This window comes from Rhizobium cauense (genome assembly GCF_019511525.1).
GTDB classification, from domain to species: domain Bacteria; phylum Pseudomonadota; class Alphaproteobacteria; order Rhizobiales; family Rhizobiaceae; genus Rhizobium; species Rhizobium cauense.
Genome location: NZ_JAEUAT010000004.1, coordinates 347,997 through 366,041, shown reverse-complemented (window position 1 = coordinate 366,041; position 18,045 = coordinate 347,997). Strand labels below are relative to the sequence as shown.

Sequence of the window (18,045 nt, the reverse complement as noted above, 5' to 3'; positions counted from 1 at the left end):
CGAAAAAATACGCAATAGAAGAAAAATTTCGTTTTCTACGAAACTTTTTAAATCGTTGGTCGTATTACCTTTCTCATGCTAGACCTTCCGCCGAGGAGAGAGGGCCTGATGACACGGAAATCGCGAATAGCTGACATTGCAGAAGCTGCAGGGGTTTCCATCGCCTCGGTGTCGAAGGCGCTCAACAACAGGTCTGGAGTTGGAAACGAGAGCCGCGAACGCATCCTTGAAGTCGCAGCGCGTCTTGATTATCGGCACAAAACCGCAGATCTGGCTGACGCCTTTCCCTCAGGCATTGCGGTCGTGACCACCGCTGCTCTCTACCTAAACTCGCAGTTCTACGAAGGAGTTATTGGCGGAGCGCTCAAGGCCGCCAATGAGGCGGGCGTGGCTGCGAAAGTACACTTACTTACGCCCGACATTGAAACAGGCAGCGTCAATGTTGAAAGGCTAGTTGCCGAAGAACGCGCGTGCCTGCTGCTGGTCGGCCTCGACCATCCCCTTTTGATCGATCAGGTCGTCAGAAGCCAAGCGCCAGCAGTCATACTGAATGGGATAGACCGGACCATGCGGCTCTCGTGCGTTCTACCCGACAACAGATCAGCCGGCTGGCTAGCGACCTCCCGCCTCCTGTCTGAAGGGCACACTGAAATTGTTCATGTCAGTCGACTTTTCCGGACGTCTCTAAAGGAGAGATTCGACGGGTTCCGCGACGCAATGCAGGAAGCTGGGATCGCCATCGACCCCGACAGACATCTGTTTGATCTGACAGCTGCAGGAATCCTGGAGCCGGATATGTCGAACGCTCTCATCGAGGCAATGCAAAGAGGGCGATTTGCCAAAGCCACCGCATTCGTATGCAGCAACGACATCATGGCGCTCGGGGTGATCGATGCCCTTCGCGCACTTGGCCGCAGCATCCCGCGAGACTACTCGGTCATCGGCATGGACGACATCTCTATCGCACAGCACAGCAATCCCCCACTGACAACCGTTAGAATCGAGCGAGAGGAGATCGGTCGGGTCGGTTGGGAGATCCTCAGGGAACGGGCCCAGAATAGCGAGGCAAGGCCGCGAAGGATTGGGTTGGCAGTCAAGATCGTTGAGCGCGCCACAATCGGGTCGCCGCGCACCTACCTTCGCCCTCGCGTGTAACCATCGGCAAACCAGTCGCCGGACTTGCGGCCGCGAAATCAGGTTCTCCTGCCAATACCATCACGCTGGGAACAGTGACGGGCGCGAGGAGTACTTGCATCTGACAAGTCTCATGCCCTCATCAACGTCTCCTCGCGGCGGTGATTTGAAACTGTGACACGAGAAAATCTCTCTATCAATCTGTTTTTAAAGAGAAATCAACATTATACGAGACTCTCGAACGCGGACTGTCCGCCCCAACATTCGACAGCACGAGGCACAGCAACGTGCCATGTGCAGTATCGCCAGGCGCGAACGCCAACTCCACGAACATTGGGGGTCTTGAGAAACACACCTGCCGGAGTTGCCAGAGGACCACTAGCATCGGTCGACAGCGGCGCTGTTCCTAAACCAAAAATCTATGAACCGCATCCAAGAAGCTGACATATTTAAGCAATATCGCGGAAGACGCCCGAGACTAATGATCATCGAAGTCTGCCGAGACAGCCGGAACCGATCGAGCGATATTTGATCCTTTCCTGGGCTGCGGCAGCTTGGTCGCGACCGCAGGAACGGGTGCCGAGAGCCACTGGAATGCTTAATGCCTTGGGCTAATCCTGTTTGAAACCGGCACCCGGCGAGCCCACCAGGATCGCTCTGAAATCGTTGACGTTCGTACCCGTTGGGCCAGGAATGAACAGATCTGAAAGCGCATCGAAGGCCGTCCAGCTATCGTTTCGATGCAAATATTCTGCGCCGTCCATGCCCAACTGCCGCAAGCGGGGTATCGTCTGTCCGTCCGCGAACGCACCCGCATTATCTTCGGAACCATCGATCCCATCGGTATCCGCAGCGAGTGCCGCGACTGCCTCGATGCCTTCCAAGTCGAGGGCAAGAGCTAGCAGGAACTCGCTGTTACGCCCACCCTTTCCGTTTGACTTGAGGGTCACCGTCGTTTCTCCTCCTGACAGGATGACGACCGGCCTCGTGAATGGCTGGTCCCTGGTAGCGACTTCGCGGGCGATCGCTGCGTGCACCCGAGCGACCTCGCGCGCTTCTCCTTCGATGGCGTCGGAGAGGATGACTGCTTCAATGCCGCCCGCCCGTGCCCTAGCGGCAGCGGCCTGCAGGGAGACTGAGGCCGAGGCAATGAGCCGAACGTCGTTGCGAGCAAAGACCGGATCATCGGGCCTGGGAGCGGATGCGGCATCACTCACGATCCAGCGCATCACCCGATCCGGTAACGACAAACCGTAACGTTTGATAACTCTGAGTGCGTCGGCCTGCGTGGTTCCGTCTGCTATTGTCGGCCCCGAGGAAACCACCGCAGGATCATCGCCTGGGATGTCGGAGACAACCAGTGACACAACCCGTGCCGGATATGCCGCAGCGGCAAGTCGTCCGCCCTTGATAGACGAGACATGTTTGCGCACGGCATTCATGGCACGGATCGGAGCGCCCGACGCCAGCAGTGCGCGATTGACTGCAATCTCGTCCTCCAGTGTCAGGTCACCGGGCGGCGCCGGCAGAAGTGCGGATCCCCCACCACAGACCAGTGACACGACAAGATCGTCGGCAGTCAGCCCGCTTACCTCGCTAAGCAGCCGCCGCGATGCCACCATACCGTTCTGATCGGGGATGGGATGGGCTGCCTCAAGGACATCGATGCGCTCACATGGTACACCGAAGCCGTATCTGGTAACAACGGCTCCGCTCAAGGGGCCATCCCAACGCCTCTCGAAAGCGCGAGCCATCTGTGCCGCCCCCTTGCCTGCGCCGACGATGATCGTGCGACCGCGTGGCCTTGGCGGCAGATTTGCCTCAATCACTGTTGCAGGATCCGCCGCCCTTACGGCTGCATCAAAGAGTGATGCGAGAAATGTACGGGTATCTTCAAGCGCTCCCATGCCCGATTTCCTGTCGTCATGCCACTTCGTGGTTCGCCATGCGCTCTAGCGCGCGCACCAGGCCGGAATGATCCAACCCACTATCGCCATTCGCAGCACAGATGTTGAAGAGTTCTTGCGTGGAGGCCGTGTTCGGCAACGATATACCGAGTGATTTCGCCCCTTGCAGCGCCAGATTGAGATCCTTCTGATGCAGTGAAATGCGGAAACCGGGATCGAATGTGCGCTTGATCATCCGCTCTCCGTGTACTTCGAGAATGCGCGAGGAGGCAAATCCACCCATCAACGCGTCACGCACGCGGGCTGGATCAGCACCTGCCTTCGACGCAAAGACAAGCGCTTCCGAAACCGCCTCGATGGTCAGCGCGACGATGATCTGATTGGCGACCTTCGTCACCTGACCATCGCCACAATCCCCGACCAGCGTTATGTTCTTCCCCATGAGTTTGAACAACGGCAGGGCGCGATCGAACGAAGCCTGCGTACCGCCTGCCATGATGCTGAGCGTCGCATTTCGCGCGCCAACCTCTCCGCCCGACACAGGCGCGTCGACATATTCGGCACCGGTCGCGCGGACCTTCTTGGCAAACTCCTTTGTTTCGATCGGCGAGATGGAGCTCATGTCGACGACCAGCTTGCCCTGGCAAAGGCCGCCGATGATGCCGTTCTGACCGAAGAGAACATCCTTGACCTCCGGCGTATCCGGCAGCATCAGGATAATCGTGTCGGTGGCCTCTGCCAGAGCCGCTGGCGTCTCAACAAATTCCAATCCGTTGTCGATAAGCTCCTGCCTGGGTGGAATGGCAAATTTCGAGGTGATGACCTTGTGACCGGCATTTTGAAGGTGACGTGCCATCGGGGTGCCCATGATACCGAGGCCAATAAAACCGATTGTTGCCATGTGGATTAGCTCCTGATCTTGATGATGTCTGCAGATTGGGTGCGTCGGCGCTCGGCAGTGAGCCAAGCCAAACCCTCGGCGGTCGTTGTGCGCGGCTTGTACTCGCAGCCGATCCAGCCGCCATAGCCCGCGTCCTCAAGTGCATCGAAGACGAACGCATAGTTGATCTCGCCGCTGCCCGGCTCGTTGCGCCCGGGATTGTCAGCCAGCTGGATATGGCGGATTAGCCCAGTATGTCGCCGGTAGGTGCCAATCAGTTCGCCGCGCGTCCGTTGCTGGTGATAGAGGTCATACTGGATGAACAGATTGTCGCTGCCGACTTCGGCAATAATCGATGCCGCCTGGTCCACGGTTTCGAGGTAGAAACCGGGAATGTCGAAGCGATTGATCGGCTCGATCAGCAACGCAATGCCGTGGTCGCGCAATTCCCTTGCTGCAAAAGTGAGATTGGATACGAAGGTCGTCCGGACCGCCTCCTCGGACAGCTCGCCCGGCGCAATGCCTGCGAGGCAATTGACCTGAGTGCAACCGAGGGCCGTTGCATAAGCGATTGCGCTGGCAACTCCCCTCCTGAACTCATCGATGCGGTCGGGCAGAACCGCAATCCCGCGCTCTCCACGCGCCCAATCACCTGCGGGTAAATTATGCAGCACCTGTGTCAGGCCATTGTCATCCAATGCACGGCGCAGCTCTTGCCTGTCGAAGTCATAGGGGAAAAGGAACTCGACGCCTTCGAACCCCGCCTTGGCGGCAAGCGCGAAACGATCGAGGAACGTCGCCTCGTTAAAAAGCATCGTGAGATTTGCTGCAAAACGCTGCATTCGGTTTCTCCTCGGCGACAAGCTCAATTTAGAAAGGCAGTGATGGCGGTCGGCGCATCCTCGCCATGAGCTGCAAGCTCTTCGAACTCGATGACCGCATTGATATCGGTGCCCATCGCAATGTTGGTCACACGCTCCAAGATGATTTCGATGACGACAGGGACCTGGAATTCTTCCATCATTGCCTTGGCCCGATCGAAGGCGCCGGCAAATTCATTTGCGCTGCGAACGCGGATCGCCTTGCAGCCCAATCCTTCCGCAACCGCCACATGATCGACGCCATACCCCTTCTCCGCATCTCCACTTGCATTGATGTTCTCGAAGGCCAGACTGACCTCGAAATCCATGTTGAAGCCGCGCTGTGCTTGGCGGATCAGGCCGAGATAAGAATTATTCACGACTACATGCAAATAGGGGAGCTTATGTTGTGCTCCGACCGCCAGTTCCTCGATCATGAACTGGAAGTCGTAGTCACCGGAGAGGGCGACAATCGGCCGTTTCGGGTCGGCGGCGCGCACACCAAGCGCGGCTGGCAGTGTCCAGCCAAGCGGACCCGCCTGGCCGCAATTGATCCAGTTGCGTGGCTTGTAGACGTGAAGGAATTGTGCCCCGGCGATCTGGCTGAGGCCAATGGTAGTGACATAGCAGGTGTCCCTGTCGAAGACCTTGTTCATTTCTTCGTAGACACGCTGAGGCTTTAGCGGTGTTTGATCGAAATGCGTCTTTCGCAGCATGCTGCGCTTGCGCTCATGGCACTCCTGCGCCCAGGTGGACCAATCGCGCAGCTTGCCGGCCATCTTCCATTCGGTAGCTACGTCGAGGAAAAGCTTGAGCGCCGCCCCCGCATCGGAGACGAGCCCGAAATCTGGTGCAAAGACGCGACCGATTTGCGTCGGCTCAATATCGACGTGAACGAACTTACGCCCCTCCGTATAGGTAGAGATGCTGCCGGTGTGCCGGTTTGCCCAACGATTGCCGACACCCAGTACGAAATCGGCTGCAAGCATGCTTGCATTGCCATAGCGATGCGATGTCTGCAGTCCACACATGCCAGCCATCAACCTGTGATCGTCAGGGATTGCGCCCCAGCCCATAAGCGTCGGGATGACGGGGATGCCCGTGATCTCGGCAAACTCTACCAGGAGGTCGGACGCGTTGGCATTGATGATGCCTCCGCCGGCAACAATCAGTGGCCGCTCGGCCGCGTTCAGCATCGCAATGGCCTTCTCGGCCTGCGCCCGCGTCGCCTCAGGCCGGTATGGCTTGAGCGGTGCGTAGGTCTCGGGGTCGAAATCAATCTCCGCCATTTGAACGTCTAGGGGCAGGTCGATCAGGACGGGGCCTGGACGCCCGGAGCGCATGATATGGAAGGCCTTCTGGAAGACGAAGGGGACAAGCGCCGGCTCCATTACAGTGACCGCCCATTTCGTGACAGGCGCTGCAATCGCTGCAATGTCAACGGCCTGGAAATCCTCCTTGTCGAGACGTGCGCGCGGTGCCTGACCGGTGATGCAAAGGATCGGAACGGAGTCGGCGGAAGCCGAGTAGAGACCAGTGATCATATCAGTCCCGGCAGGACCCGATGTACCGATGCAGACACCGATATTGCCGTGCTCAGCACGGGTGTATCCTTCTGCCATATGAGATGCACCCTCGACATGACGGGCAAGGATGTGACGGATCGTTCCGCGAGCCTTCAAGGCCGCATAAAATGGGTTGATCGCAGCTCCCGGGACGCCGAAAGCACAGTCAATCCCCTCCCTTTCCAGCACGTGGACGGCCGCATCGACGGCACGCATCTTGACCATGGATTGTTCCTCCCTGTTTCAATGGGACGATAATCTATAGGCCGAGATTGACAATCAAATTATGGGAATTATTCCCACCATACGGAAATAAACATTTTCAAGATTTTCGAGATAATCAGCCGCTGCTCGCTCTTCGTTTTTGTGAGTGAGTAAGACTTTTTCTTCCTTCCAACCATTCACAACGACAAAATCGCGATAGTCTATGACAACAGTCTCGGGATTGGACGCATTTCGCTCATTCAACGAGCCTACGAAACTTTCAACGAATTGAATTCATTTACAATTAACCCGTCAGTAGCGGGTATCTTCCAGCCCGCAAAATGGGTCGACTGGGTTCGTTCCGACAAACGGCTTACGACCGAGCATACAGTCCACAACAGCTTCCTGAACGCTGTCCATCGTGGAGTATGCGTTGATGTAGGCTGGTACGCGCGGCGCATCATAGAGATGGTATGGATGGCCAAAGGAGATCATAACCGACGGAATGTTGGTCCAAGGGCGGTACATAGCCTTGAACAGGCCCCCACCTCCGATCTTGTGCCAGTCAACGAACATCCGACCACGCACAAGCAGCGACTCGTCGCCTAACGCATAAATGACGAGGTCGAAGTCGTTCGGGCTTGGTATGATGTCGGGTCGGTCAATCGTGACCTCGAACCCTTCCTTCGCCAGTAGATCTGGCAGCACGAATTTCAGGGGTTGTGGGATCAGCGGATGAACGATGCCTCCGTCCACCAGCAGCACACGCCTTGTTTTCACGGGGTTCAGCGGGAAAATACCCTGGACATCTTTCACAAGTGTAGGCGAGCGGCTGATATACTCGCTCGACGCAGCGACGCTGTCTGGATGCGCAAGTATCTCGCGCGCATCGGCCGCGTCGGAAAGTACATCAGAAGGCTCGAATAGATTGAGGTGCGCCTTGAGCGCCAGCACACGAAGGACCGCCTCCTCAAGGCGTTCGGAAGTAATTCGTCCCTCTTCGACAGCGGCCCGGACTGCAGCCATGTCTTCCAAGGGTGCATCACTGAAGAGGATCATGTCGCAACCATTGGCAATGATGTCAGGCATTGTTTCAGAATGATGACCCCAGGAAGAAAGCCCGCCCATCGGCGTCGCATCTGAAACGATGATGCCATTGAATCCAAGTTCGTTGCGCAGGAGATCAACGTTCAGCAACCGAGAGACCGATGCTGGACGGAAGGCTTCCAGAGCTGCGTCAGGTACTTTCGATCGGATAAAGGCCGGAAGCGATATATGTGCGCTCATGACCGCCAAGACACCTTCGTCGATGAGTGTTTTGTAAAGTCTACCGAAAGTCTTCCTCCACTCCTCCATGGAAAGCGGATTGGTCGTTGTTACCAGGTGTTGATCGCGGTCGTCATACCCCTCTCCCGGCCAATGCTTTGCCGTAGCTGCAACTCCGTTTCTTTGGAGACCCCGAACGTGGGCGACCGCATGCCGCTCGATTTTGTCGACATCTGAGCCGTAAGATCGCGTGCCTACAATAGGAGAGCGGAACGCGGCATTTACGTCGACAACAGGCGTGAACGACCAACGAACACCCATCGCACGCCCTTCGCGGGCCAGAATTTCTGAACTTTTCTCCGTGGCCTCGACATCGTCAACGGCCGCGAGACCGAGTTGACCGAGTACGGGAGTTCCGAAGGCAAAGGAATGACGGCTGCCTTCAAGGTCCGCACTTATGATGGGTGGGACTTTGCATTTCGCGACGAGTTCGGAAATGATCCGCCTCTCAAAGTCCAGATCAGCGGTGAAGAAGCGGGTCACACCGCCGGGCCTTAGCGAACCTATGCGGTCGAGCTCCTCCTGATCTGTCCCAATCATGATCAGCGTGAAAAGCTGTCCGATCTTGTCGTCCAGGTCGAGCGACGAATAGACGTCGCGAACCCACGAGATTGCCGCCTCATCAAGGTTGAATGGTGCCTTGCGCAGTTGGTCGTAGGTCGTCACTTCTTCCTCCCAGAGGTTCTCGCCGAAAAAATGCTAACGCATAAGCGCCACCCGTGACCTGCCATCGTCTCCCCCCCAATGACTCTGCAGAGAACAGCTTAACTCGTAGAGATCAGGCGTTCGGGCTGCGACGTTATAGCAGATGCGCCACCGAGCAATGGCGCTTTGTTGTGCTCTAACAAGGAGTGCATGTGTCAATGTCGCAATACCAACACCACAGCTTTCACTCGAAGCATAATGCGCAAGTTGTCACTCGATCGCCGCGAAACCAGTAAGGAGTTCATTAGAAATTATATACTATGTATAGGCGTATAGGGTGAATGGATCAGCAGAAGTGAGGGGTCACTTAGCGTGGTTCTGCGTATTCCAAAAAATTTACTTCGTAAGGGAATGTATATTGAGCTGGTGGAATGCACAGACCTGGAGTTTTCCGGGAGACGCTTTCTGCTGGAGACAGATTCCGACCTGCATTCCATCATCGCCTCTTCGGCCGAAAACGTTCTGGTCAATCCAACCAAAAGCCGGGTCGACTGCGGGATAGCCGACTCCCGGCAACCCGAAGAACACGTCGAGAAATCTCTGCGCGACTCAGAAAAGCGTGTGCGGATCCAACACGCCTTATCGCAAGCAACCGTATCTCTAAGGGACGGTTTTGACGATTTCAAAGCTGGCAGGTTCGATATCGCCCGGCTCGCACCCGCAGCCAGAAGCATCACCAATTCCATACTGCTTTCGCCGCATGTTTTGGTCGAGATGACACGCCTGAAGACCAAGGATGAGGGAACGTACATTCACTCTCTGGCTGTCAGCGGGCTCATGACGGGGCTCGGCCACCTGTCGAATCTCGGAGAGGAAACGACACGAGACCTAACCATTGCGGGACTGTTGCATGACATTGGCAAGGTGCTCATCCCCAACGCAATCCTTAACAAGGGCGGACAGTTGACGGATGCCGAGCGACGCATCATGCACAGCCATCCCGAGCGAGGCTATCAACTCCTGAAGCAGCACCCGGGAGTGCCTGATCTCGTTCTCGAAATCTGCCGGTTCCACCACGAGGCGCTTGATGGCAGCGGTTACCCGCTCGGCCTACGCGCAGCCCAACTGACTTTGCCAATACGCATATGCACCATATGCGACGTATTTGACGCACTTACGAGCGTGCGCCCGTATAAACGCGCGTGGACCACAACGGAGGCGCTTAAATGGATGTTCGACCGAGGACACCTGTTCGACAGGAGACTGGTCCTGCGCTTGGGCAGCCTGCTTAGCTGAGCGAAGCTCGTGTCGATTCCTGGTCTGCCCTGTGAAGAACGGCTGCGTAATTAAATTTGAGCTGCCTTAGCCAGCAGCAGAAGTCGGCAGAATACGGAACCTGGATCTCCTTGCACATGCTTTCAAGCAAAAGCCTACTCGCCTCCTACACACAATGCGCCCCTTAAGCTATGGCAATGCCTTGGAGAGCGTCAATACGGTCGTTCCACCGGACGGCAGCGATTTCAGAGGCTCGCTGAGCGCGCCCCCCTTTAACGAGTAGACACCAAGCTTGGAGTCTAGGACAACATAGCCGTCGTACTGCCGGATAGTGTCTCCCGGTGCCATCCGAAGTTCCGCGGTCAATTGCAGCTCGCCCTTGTCAGCCAGCATGATCCAGACTGTCGCACCTTTTTCATCTCCGGCCAACTGTCGGCGACGTCCATCGGGGCCCGTGCAGAACACACCGTAGCCGTTTGCGATCCAGTCCTCATCGCCGTCCCCATCAATATCTCGCCCTGTCACGAAATCGTTTGCAAGATCCAGCTCTGAGCCGTCATTGCGCGCGTTGCACACGTCCTGCAGACGAGCAAGACTCTCCAGCATCGCCTGCGGAAAGCGTCCCTGCCATTTCTTGACGTATTCCTGCGCATCTATTCGCCTTGGCTTTGCCCCCTTCACAATCCGCGGCGCCGTCGAAGTCGGCCTGCCCTCATTGGCTTTTGTCAGGAAGGCCTGCAGTCTCGAGCGCAACTCGACCCGGTCGCCATCGGTTGGTTGTCGAAAATAGAGGAGGAGCGCGCGCGAGACCTCTTCCGGAAGATAGATAGGACTGATCCTTTCGGGCTTTTCCTGGATGGTCACGCAGGTATCGGCGTCCTCGAGGAGGTAGAGGACCCGGACCTCCAGTTGGTTCTCGGAGTTTGCCTTGGTTCCGAAGGCGGCAAAGCCCTTTCCGTCACGGATGGTTTGCTCGACAAGTCCACGCGCCCTTTCCGGAACGTTGGCGAAGGCCGATTGCGTGTCCTCCGCGTTGTCGCCCGCGAAAACCGTTCCATCAGAGGAGACATGGAGCCGGGAAGTAACGATATTCTCGAACGCTTCCGATCCCACCTGAAGGCATTTTGGGGAGGGCCCGTCCTTGGAATACCCGATCCCGACCGCCAAAAGGAAAACGGAAGCTACGCAAAACCCGAGCACAGACTGAGGCAAGCCATTCACTCCCAGCTTCAGACAGTTTCGTCGATACCATAACTGCTTCCTGCCGCGGCAGTCGAACCCTTGCGAGGGGCGGCGTCAAGTGGTGACGTTGTCGCCCTTCTGTACTGGCAGCGATCGTTGGCCACCCAAGGGAAAAGGTCGGGTTAGATCACTTGCCCTCCAAGGGCCAACCTAGTTCACTCGTCGGTTTCGAAAAGACGGACTCCTTGCGACGCTAGAAGGTTCCTTTCCAATGGGCAGGACATCGATAAGATCGACCAGCCTGAAAAGATGACAGACGCCACCGGCTTGAATCAGCACGTCGTCCAGCGTCACCCTGAGGTCCGTCGCCACAAAATTTCGCTCTTCGCCATCATCGATTACTGACACAACAAACACGGAAGCCCTGCCTGATCGCTGATCCCAATGCAACTACAGTGCCGGCGACAGGTAAATATTCGGTGTTGTTTTAGATATTACCTTCACGTTCAAAGTACTACTTCCAGACGATCCGCTTATTTCCGCCACAATGACTACATGAGAACTTAACAAAAGGGTGGTATTCTCGAATCCAAGGAGAGAAATCCATGCAAGATCTTACGGTTTCCGAAGCACTGAAAGATCCGCTGATCCAGCTCTTGCTGCGTGCGGACAAGACCAGCCTCGGCCAGTTCGCGCAAATCCTCGAGAGCGCGGCGCGGCGACGTCATCTGCAGCTTGCTGCGCGAAACCTTCCTATTGAAGTAGGTCCTCCGGGACCAAAGTACTTGGTTGACTGAAGCGGAAGCTTCCTCTTCAAACACACGGCGCGCGGGCCGGCAAAACCTCATCAAGGCTGGACGACGGCAAGGGCGACAAGCCCAAGCAAGCCGAGGGAGGTCAGCGACAGCACCCCTGCCAAGAGAACACGCCCGCCCGATGAAAATACAGTGCGCAAATTTACCGACAAACCAAGCGCCGCCATCGACACCGTCGTCAGGATCGCAGACGACTGGCTTGCTGTCTCAACGGCAAGAGGTGAGAAGCATCCAATGCTGCGCAGGCACATTGCGATGAAGAAACCGACGATAAACCACGGAACCAACTGGGTAATCGAGATAGGCTTTTGAGCACGGTCCGACCACCCACTCTTTAGTCGCAGCACCAATACGACAGGTCCAAGCATCAGCACGCGCATCAACTTCACCAGTGTTCCCATTTGAACGCTCAAACCGCCTATCGGTGCGGTGGCGGCCAGCACCTGCGGCACGGCATATACCGTCAATCCGGCGAACATCCCATACTGGATCTCGGTGAGATGCAGCATTGAAAACAGCAACGGCAACAGAAGAACGACGAGGATACCAAGAGCCGCCGTAAACGCGATCGAGGCTGCAACATCGTCAGACTTCGCGCCGATCACAGGGGCCGCGGCAACGATTGCAGAGTTGCCGCAGATCGAGTTGCCACATGCAACCAAGGTCGCCAATCGGTCGGACAAACCAAGCACGCGGCCTATTCCATAGCTGATAGCCAGTGAGGAAAGGACCGTCGCAACGACAATGATCACCACGCGTACTCCTGCGTCCGCGATCGTCGTGACACTGACGGTCGCACCCAACAACACGACGGCAATTTCCAAGAGGTACTTGGCCGAGAAATCAACGCCGTCCCTCATTTTCGGTCCAACGCCAACCACTGTTTTCACGAGCGTGCCCAAAATGATCGCAAACACAAGTCCGTCTAGGGCCTCGAAGCCGAATAGCGTCTTTTCAAACCAGACCAGGATGCTCGAAACCAACGTCACCGAAAGAGCAAGCAGAATTCCAGGATAGCATTTCAACATGTTCGCGCTTTACAAAACACACAGCTCGTAGCTGAGCCATTCTCAGGAATAATCCTCCAATCTATTCATTTCCATCGGATAATATTTGACATTTTATTCGATACAATCGAACGATAGATGATGACCTTCGAACAGCTCGCCATCTTCGTTGCCACCGCAGAACGGCAACATCTGACACAGGCTGCCGCTACGCTCGGCCTCACACCGTCCGCCGTCAGTTCTTCGATAAAATCGCTTGAGCACTTTTATGACCTGCACCTCTTCGACCGGGTCGGGCGCGGCATCCAGCTAACGCCGGAAGGCAGAGTATTTCTGCGCGAGGCGAAAGAGACCCTGGCACGCGTGAGGCAAGCGGAGTCGGTTCTCGCCGAGCTGGGCACATTGAAAACCGGAACCCTCGATGTCCAGGCAAGTCAGACCATTGCCAACTACTGGCTCCCGTCAAAGCTGCTTGCTTTTTCGCGGGCTTACCCCGGAATCAAGGTCAAGCTGACGATTGGCAACACAACAACGGTAGCGGCCGCAGTCAAGCATGGCGATGCCGAACTCGGTTTCATAGAGGGATTGCTTGACGAGCCCGTATTGGCAAACTTTAGGGTCGCCAGCGACAAACTGGTAGTCGTCGCAGCGTCGGGTTACGACGATGCTCAATCCGATGTCGACCTTGCGACGGCGAGGTGGATAATGCGCGAAAAAGGTTCAGGAACACGAAGTGTTTTGGAAGACTCCTTGCAGCAAATGGGCATCAATCCAGATGGAATGGATATCTCGCTTATCCTGCCATCGAACGAAGCAATGCTGACGGCAGTAAGGGGCGGCGGGTGCATTGCTGCTCTATCTGAAACCATCGTCGCGCCGTTCGTTGAAAACGGGCAGTTGCGACTTCTCAACTTTGACCTTCCGCCCCGCCACTTTACGCTCCTGCGACACAAGGAGCGTCATCGGACTGCTCCGGCGAGAGAATTTGAAGCATTCTGCCACACCTATCCGTGAACGAGCGTGCAAGTGTCGATCAGTGCCATCTCATTTAGAAGCAACTCGGTCAGACATTTTCCCTCGTGATCGTAAGGAACCGTACAGGGTCGGAATTGATCTCCGTTGGAATGATCTCCAGCTTGTGGAGAACCATGTCCACAGATCGACGCGCCTGAACTTCCGGAGCCTGATCTATGCAGATATTCATGAGGTCCGATCGCAAGTAGCGCTGCTTCCTATGCGTCAGCTCATGACCAACCCAGAAGATGTCCCGCATGCGCGACCACTTTTGCAGAACGGCCGCGACACCTTCATCCCCGCCTCCCGCGGAGTAGACACCAATTATATTCGGATCACGACGGAGCGCCTCCGCTAGAAGTTCTGCGATCTGAAGATCGTCATCCTGCCCAAGGATCGCATGCAAGAACACATGGTTCGGGGAACCTCGCTCCGCAAGATAGTCGGAGAAGCCCTGGATCCGGTCGCGATGGCCCTTGTAGGTCCCACTGTGACAGATTGCGACGAAATTGCCGGCCTTGGCCGCGAGCAGTCCGGACATATAGTAAGCGGCGGTTCGGCCCGCAGCGTAGTTATCGATACCCACATATGGCAGTCGTCCGTCATCGCACCTGGTCACGATCTGCACGACCACCACACCGGATGCCATGACGGCGCGCAGAGCCTGCTTAACCGCCGGATCGTCCTGCGCACATATAATGAGCCCGGAGCGGCGCAGTGTCGTGCTCGCTATATGGCGCGCCATGGCCGCCGGATCATTTTCCTTAACGAACGTCCTGTGAAGAAGCACGGCGCGGTCTAAAGAGGCGGCAATCCGCTCGAAAGCTCGATTGAGGCGAGCAAAGAAGCTGGTCTCGGGCCGCACGAGAATAACCTCGATGCGGAGTGCACTTCGATGCAGTTCGGCGTCTCTAACCCCGTACTTCAGTCTCTTGACCGCCCTTGTCACTTTCTCTGCGGTCTTCTCGGACACGCCGCCGCGGCCGTTGATGACCCGCTCGACGGTAGCAGTGCCCAGGCCCGCTTCCCTCGCGACATCCTTCAACGTGACCTTTTTCATTGAAGCACTACTCCTTTTACGGCAGCAAAAGACGAAGGCATGGGGCCGCTATCAATACTGGTGATTCTCACAGGAAGGCGCCAGCGCGAAAACGCTGATCGTACCTGCTAAGCTGCGGACATGAGGAAGAGACGTGCAAGGTTTCTTCGGCACCGACAGTTGCACCCGGAAGGTAGCCCGGAGGTGAGTTATGCGGCTCTCGCAGTCTTCAAGAGCGCCTTGAGGTTGATCCCTGGGTCAACCAAAGACGAGATGTCGGGCATTGCTCCCGCTGCTATCAGCATCTCGGCCAGCTTGATATCCTTGGCGGTCGTATTTCCGACGCCAAGGCCGGCGGCCGCCACCAGCCTGCCAGCATCGAGATAAAACTCCAGTTCGCCATCCTGGCCAGTGCGAATGACACGCTGATGCCGTTGCTGCGGCAGCCCCACCACCTGCAGACCGAGATCGTACTGGTCGGACCAAAACCAGGGGATCGCAGCAAAGGGCTCGTTGCCGCCGGCCATGTTTCTGCCGGCCGTTTCGCCCTGCGCCCGCGCGTTTCGCCAACTCTCAAAACGCATGTGTCCACCGCCGAGCTGCGAGACCGCCGCACAGTCGCCGGCCGCAAATACATTCGGGTCGGTGGTAGAAAGAAATCTGTCCGTTAGAATTCCATTTCCAGTGCCGATGCCGGCGGCCTCCGCAAGAGCCACCTCAGGCACGACGCCGATTGCTGTCACCACCATCTCGCCTGGCACTACGCTACCATCGGCCAGAACGACGGCGTCGTCGGCAATCTCGCGTATCGCTTGGCCCAGGTGAAATTTTACGCCCTGCCTGACATGCTTTGCATGCAGGCTTTCTGCAAATCTTGTCGGGACGGCCCGCCCAAGCGGCTTCGGCGCGGCCTCGACGATACCCACATCCATCCCCTTGCTTCGCAAGACTGCCGCAAGCTCCATGCCGATCAGGCCGCCTCCGATGATGGCGACCGAGCTACACTTGTCCGCACGTGCGAAGATCGCATCCGCATCCGAGTACATCCGGAACTCCAACGCCCGCTCCGATCCGACACAACTGATGCCTCGCGGACGCGCACCGGTCGCAAGAAGGAGCTTGTCATAGGAGATTGTCGTGCCGCTGCTCAGCTTCACAGAGCGCGCTGCAGTATCCAACTGTGACGCTGCAACGCCCTGAAGATAGCGGATACCCAACGCCTGGAGAGCCCCGGCCGTGCAAATCGCCTTCAATTGCACGGCGCCATCCATGGGCTTTGACAATGGAGGACGCTCATAGGGAAGATGGGGCTCATTCCCCACCAATGTGACGGTCCCCGAGAACCCTGCTTCACGCGCGGCAAATGCAGCCCTGGTTCCACACTCGCCTGCCCCGACGATAACAATTCCGTCCATGGTCCGTCTCCGAAGTAACTGACGCGCGCTCGGCGTGCCAGTCGCGAGAGCCTAATTTCGATGGGTGTACGCGTTGTCCGGGTCGGCTGGCATACATGCTGCCTGCCCCCAAGTTCCACGGATTTTGCGGCCGCTAGGCGAGACCAACGCGAATCTCACCGTCGACTATTTCAGCAGGGTAGGTCTTGAGGTTCTCGCATGCGGGGAGCCTGAGTGCCTCACCTGTCCGGTAGTCGAACGCGCCGGAGTGCTTGGGACATTCGACCTCGAAATCCATCACGAGACCGTCGGCCAGATGGACTGCCTCATGACTGCAGAGGCCGGCAGTGCAGTAAACGCTGTCATCGGGAGCGCGGTAGACCGCAAAAGTACGGCCGCCATGGTCGAAGCGGATAGCGCCTTCCTGCTCGATGTCGTTCAGTTTGCAGACGGGGATCCAATTGGTCATTTCAGAGCCTCCTCGGCGCCAGCTCGCGCACTGCGCGCTGCGAGTTTTTCCTTCCGTCTGCGGTACCGCTCCTGCATGCGCGCTTCCCCCTCCGGAGAGCCGTCGTGCCAGGTGCCAAACCACTTATCCAGCGGAATGAGTGCATCCCCATAATTCACCTCAAAGTACTTGTGATGCAGGTAGTGAGCATAGGCGTGGCTATCGATCAGCGTGTTGTCACCGACCTCAACTTTGTCGAAGCCCACATGGCCCGGAATTGCTCCAAATCCGGCGTAATGGAGCTGGTAAAGCATGAGGACAGGATTGGAGGGCAGGATCAGATGATAGAATGCGGTGCCGAAATAGAGCAGATGCTCCACGGGATGCATGGAAAGTGATGACCAAGGAGACGGGTTGACCGAGTTGTGGTGAACCGAGTGAACCCACTTGTAGAGGAAAGGTGTATGGATCAGCCGATGAATGCAGAAGAAGTGGAATTCGTGAATGACGGGCACCACGAGTGCGACGCATGCAAGCGCCAATGGGTTTTCCGCGAAGCCCAGCCATGGTGCGTAGCCGTTAGCATATGCCCATAACATGCCCGCCTCGACCAAAGTCCAGATCGTCACGCCAGACAGAAAAGTCCGCGCTATGTTGTCTATGTTCTGGCTCTCGAACCAGAATGCCTTGCTCTTCTGTTCGGTAGGGAACTTGCCGTTGTATTTGAAGCGTCTTTCCTGTCGCTTGAGCACATAGAGATGAAGCTCGAAGGCACCGTAGAAAAGGAAAACGCAAACGGCATTGACGGCAAAGAGCCATGTGATCCAGTCGATGCCAAAGGTCCGCATCACCTCGGTGGGGGGAATGATCCAAGCCCAGTATGCCACTGCTGACGCCGCGAAAATTGCGTTCCATGGCAGGAAATAGTGGGGCAGCCATTTGAGTATGGCCTTGAACCGTATGGGAAGCTGAAACAGCGGGGCGTATTCAACGGGCCGGTTCGGGGCCCAGTCACCTCGCTTGTTGCGAACGCCAAATCTCAGATCGTCCATTTCCTCTCCTCCAGAGGCGCGCGAACAAGGTACGCTCCATCACGCCGCTCCTCCTCAACTTGAAAACTACCACCCAGGCGGTCGTCCTCCGAAACCTATCTTGATCAAAATTGATCAACGCGCTGGCGATTGAGTCTTCGCTTGGAGCAGCGGAACAGGATGCATCCGTTCTGACGAACGTGCAGAGTGGCATGGCTGTTGGTTGTGCCAATAGAAATGGCTGTGTTCTACAAAGTTTGGGTTGACCACTATCAATGGCGAGGAGACACTTCGTCTCTCAGTGTCGCGGGAGGACAAA

Annotated in this window: 15 protein-coding genes; 4 read left to right on the top strand and 11 right to left on the bottom strand. The window is 56.7% G+C overall.

Annotated features, from left to right (window positions below; translation table 11 throughout):
• Window positions 1-108 precede the first annotated feature (108 nt).
• Complete coding sequence (locus JNB88_RS10180; RefSeq protein WP_220355355.1) at window positions 109-1,155, top strand: LacI family DNA-binding transcriptional regulator; 1,047 nt, start codon at window positions 109-111, stop codon at window positions 1,153-1,155.
• A 590-nt stretch (window positions 1,156-1,745) separates the two neighbouring features.
• Here JNB88_RS10180 and JNB88_RS10175 read toward each other — a convergent pair.
• The 5 genes from JNB88_RS10175 to JNB88_RS10155 form a co-directional block, all read right to left on the bottom strand.
• Window positions 1,746-3,041, bottom strand: coding sequence for a glycerate kinase type-2 family protein (locus tag JNB88_RS10175; protein ID WP_220355354.1), 1,296 nt, complete (start codon window positions 3,039-3,041; stop codon window positions 1,746-1,748).
• Between the two features lie 16 nt (window positions 3,042-3,057).
• Window positions 3,058-3,942 carry a 2-hydroxy-3-oxopropionate reductase gene (locus JNB88_RS10170; protein ID WP_220355353.1) on the bottom strand — a complete coding sequence of 295 codons (885 nt, stop codon included), beginning with the start codon at window positions 3,940-3,942 and terminating at the stop codon, window positions 3,058-3,060.
• A gap of 5 nt (window positions 3,943-3,947) precedes the next feature.
• On the bottom strand, window positions 3,948-4,763 hold the full coding sequence (gene hyi, locus JNB88_RS10165; protein WP_220355352.1) for a hydroxypyruvate isomerase: 816 nt from the start codon (window positions 4,761-4,763) through the stop codon (window positions 3,948-3,950).
• A gap of 23 nt (window positions 4,764-4,786) precedes the next feature.
• Window positions 4,787-6,571, bottom strand: a complete 1,785-nt coding sequence (gcl, locus tag JNB88_RS10160; RefSeq protein WP_220355351.1) for a glyoxylate carboligase — start codon at window positions 6,569-6,571, stop codon at window positions 4,787-4,789.
• Window positions 6,572-6,862: 291 nt separating this feature from the next.
• On the bottom strand, window positions 6,863-8,542 hold the full coding sequence (locus JNB88_RS10155; RefSeq protein WP_220355350.1) for a glycoside hydrolase family 3 protein: 1,680 nt from the start codon (window positions 8,540-8,542) through the stop codon (window positions 6,863-6,865).
• A 351-nt stretch (window positions 8,543-8,893) separates the two neighbouring features.
• Between JNB88_RS10155 and JNB88_RS10150 the strand changes: the two genes are divergently transcribed.
• On the top strand, window positions 8,894-9,817 hold the full coding sequence (locus JNB88_RS10150) for an HD-GYP domain-containing protein (RefSeq protein ID WP_220355349.1): 924 nt from the start codon (window positions 8,894-8,896) through the stop codon (window positions 9,815-9,817).
• Window positions 9,818-9,985: 168 nt separating this feature from the next.
• On the opposite strand, the gene JNB88_RS10145 is transcribed toward JNB88_RS10150, so the two are convergent.
• Window positions 9,986-10,909, bottom strand: a complete 924-nt coding sequence (locus JNB88_RS10145) for a hypothetical protein (RefSeq protein WP_220355348.1) — start codon at window positions 10,907-10,909, stop codon at window positions 9,986-9,988.
• 674 nt (window positions 10,910-11,583) lie between these two features.
• Between JNB88_RS10145 and JNB88_RS10140 the strand changes: the two genes are divergently transcribed.
• Complete coding sequence (locus JNB88_RS10140; RefSeq protein ID WP_037129563.1) at window positions 11,584-11,775, top strand: hypothetical protein; 192 nt, start codon at window positions 11,584-11,586, stop codon at window positions 11,773-11,775.
• A gap of 50 nt (window positions 11,776-11,825) precedes the next feature.
• On the opposite strand, the gene JNB88_RS10135 is transcribed toward JNB88_RS10140, so the two are convergent.
• On the bottom strand, window positions 11,826-12,821 hold the full coding sequence (locus tag JNB88_RS10135; RefSeq protein WP_037129561.1) for a YeiH family protein: 996 nt from the start codon (window positions 12,819-12,821) through the stop codon (window positions 11,826-11,828).
• Between the two features lie 120 nt (window positions 12,822-12,941).
• On the opposite strand from JNB88_RS10135, the gene JNB88_RS10130 reads away from it, so the two are divergent.
• Entirely contained in the window at window positions 12,942-13,814 is an 873-nt protein-coding gene (locus JNB88_RS10130; protein ID WP_220355455.1) for a LysR substrate-binding domain-containing protein, read from the top strand.
• A 49-nt stretch (window positions 13,815-13,863) separates the two neighbouring features.
• Here JNB88_RS10130 and JNB88_RS10125 read toward each other — a convergent pair whose 3' ends face one another.
• The 4 genes from JNB88_RS10125 to JNB88_RS10110 all read right to left on the bottom strand — a co-directional run bounded on the left by JNB88_RS10125 (window position 13,864) and on the right by JNB88_RS10110 (window position 17,747).
• A complete protein-coding gene (locus JNB88_RS10125) occupies window positions 13,864-14,874 on the bottom strand; it encodes a LacI family DNA-binding transcriptional regulator (protein ID WP_220355347.1) in 1,011 nt (336 codons plus the stop codon).
• A gap of 188 nt (window positions 14,875-15,062) precedes the next feature.
• Window positions 15,063-16,268: an NAD(P)/FAD-dependent oxidoreductase gene (locus tag JNB88_RS10120; RefSeq protein ID WP_220355346.1), complete on the bottom strand. Its 1,206-nt coding sequence runs from the start codon at window positions 16,266-16,268 to the stop codon at window positions 15,063-15,065.
• Between the two features lie 133 nt (window positions 16,269-16,401).
• The gene (locus tag JNB88_RS10115) at window positions 16,402-16,716 is read right to left on the bottom strand and encodes a MocE family 2Fe-2S type ferredoxin (protein ID WP_220355345.1); all 315 of its coding nucleotides are present in this window, start codon (window positions 16,714-16,716) and stop codon (window positions 16,402-16,404) included.
• A complete protein-coding gene (locus JNB88_RS10110) occupies window positions 16,713-17,747 on the bottom strand; it encodes a sterol desaturase family protein (protein ID WP_220355344.1) in 1,035 nt (344 codons plus the stop codon). Before JNB88_RS10110 ends, JNB88_RS10115 begins: the two co-directional genes overlap by 4 nt.
• Between the last annotated feature and the right edge of the window lie 298 nt (window positions 17,748-18,045).

What these genes read in the sequence shown, in the direction of transcription:
- JNB88_RS10180 (WP_220355355.1), top strand. Translation starts at nt 109, where the DNA reads ATGACACGGAAATCGCGAATAGCTGACATTGCAGAAGCTGCAGGGGTT.
- JNB88_RS10175 (WP_220355354.1), bottom strand. Translation starts at nt 3,041, where the DNA reads ATGGGAGCGCTTGAAGATACCCGTACATTTCTCGCATCACTCTTTGAT.
- JNB88_RS10170 (WP_220355353.1), bottom strand. Translation starts at nt 3,942, where the DNA reads ATGGCAACAATCGGTTTTATTGGCCTCGGTATCATGGGCACCCCGATG.
- hyi (WP_220355352.1), bottom strand. Translation starts at nt 4,763, where the DNA reads ATGCAGCGTTTTGCAGCAAATCTCACGATGCTTTTTAACGAGGCGACG.
- gcl (WP_220355351.1), bottom strand. Translation starts at nt 6,571, where the DNA reads ATGGTCAAGATGCGTGCCGTCGATGCGGCCGTCCACGTGCTGGAAAGG.
- JNB88_RS10140 (WP_037129563.1), top strand. Translation starts at nt 11,584, where the DNA reads ATGCAAGATCTTACGGTTTCCGAAGCACTGAAAGATCCGCTGATCCAG.
- JNB88_RS10135 (WP_037129561.1), bottom strand. Translation starts at nt 12,821, where the DNA reads ATGTTGAAATGCTATCCTGGAATTCTGCTTGCTCTTTCGGTGACGTTG.
- JNB88_RS10130 (WP_220355455.1), top strand. Translation starts at nt 12,942, where the DNA reads ATGACCTTCGAACAGCTCGCCATCTTCGTTGCCACCGCAGAACGGCAA.
- JNB88_RS10125 (WP_220355347.1), bottom strand. Translation starts at nt 14,874, where the DNA reads ATGAAAAAGGTCACGTTGAAGGATGTCGCGAGGGAAGCGGGCCTGGGC.
- JNB88_RS10120 (WP_220355346.1), bottom strand. Translation starts at nt 16,268, where the DNA reads ATGGACGGAATTGTTATCGTCGGGGCAGGCGAGTGTGGAACCAGGGCT.
- JNB88_RS10115 (WP_220355345.1), bottom strand. Translation starts at nt 16,716, where the DNA reads ATGACCAATTGGATCCCCGTCTGCAAACTGAACGACATCGAGCAGGAA.
- JNB88_RS10110 (WP_220355344.1), bottom strand. Translation starts at nt 17,747, where the DNA reads ATGGACGATCTGAGATTTGGCGTTCGCAACAAGCGAGGTGACTGGGCC.